This window comes from Streptomyces carpinensis, assembly GCF_002154505.1.
In the GTDB taxonomy this organism is placed as follows: domain Bacteria; phylum Actinomycetota; class Actinomycetes; order Streptomycetales; family Streptomycetaceae; genus Streptomyces; species Streptomyces carpinensis.
Window position 1 is genome coordinate 1 of the sequence record NZ_MUBM01000603.1, and the last position, 605, is coordinate 605.

The 605-nt window shown below is 70.8% G+C and carries 1 pseudogene; it reads left to right on the forward strand.

The window, feature by feature from the left end:
- Positions 1–287: 287 nt before the first annotated feature.
- A pseudogene (locus BZY54_RS46810) lies at positions 288–605 on the forward strand (hypothetical protein); the annotation flags it as partial.

A 605-nucleotide genomic window follows, 5' to 3' on the forward strand; every position in this document is an offset into this window, starting at 1 on the left:
GGCGCGGTGATGCGTGTGACGGGCCGTCAGTGGAGTACGGGCGAGGACCTCAGCCTGGAGGGGATCCGGGCGCTCACGGCCGCCCACCTCGACCAGGTGGGTCCGGCGCTGACCGGCAACTGGAGGGCCANNGCCGGTCACGGTTCGCGAACTGCCGTACGGACAGCCGATCTTGAACAGGTGTACGGGTCGACAGGGGGAGTGAGACTCCCGTCACGCCACTCAAAACGTGATCCCCGTCACTCGGTTAACGCGAGACCGGCTCGTTCTCCTAGTGTGTCCTCCCAGTGACTTCCTTCGAGACCTCCCCGCAGCTCAACGTCTGGCGCGCGCTGCTCGCGCTGGCCGTGGTCTTCGTGATGCTGGCGACCACCGGCTGGACCGCCGTACGCAGCCACCGCGGGTCCACCGCGCTCCAGGCCTCGCTGTCCGCGTGGGAGCACGGACGGCTGCACGGGCTCCGGCTGCCGGACCCCGACGCGGCCCCCACCCGGCTGACCCGCTTCTTCGCCTCGCTCAGCGCCCAGGACCGCGCCCGGCTCGCCCACCGCTACCCGCTGGCGGTCGGCAACATGAACGGCGCTCCCGTCCGGCTGCGCTACCAG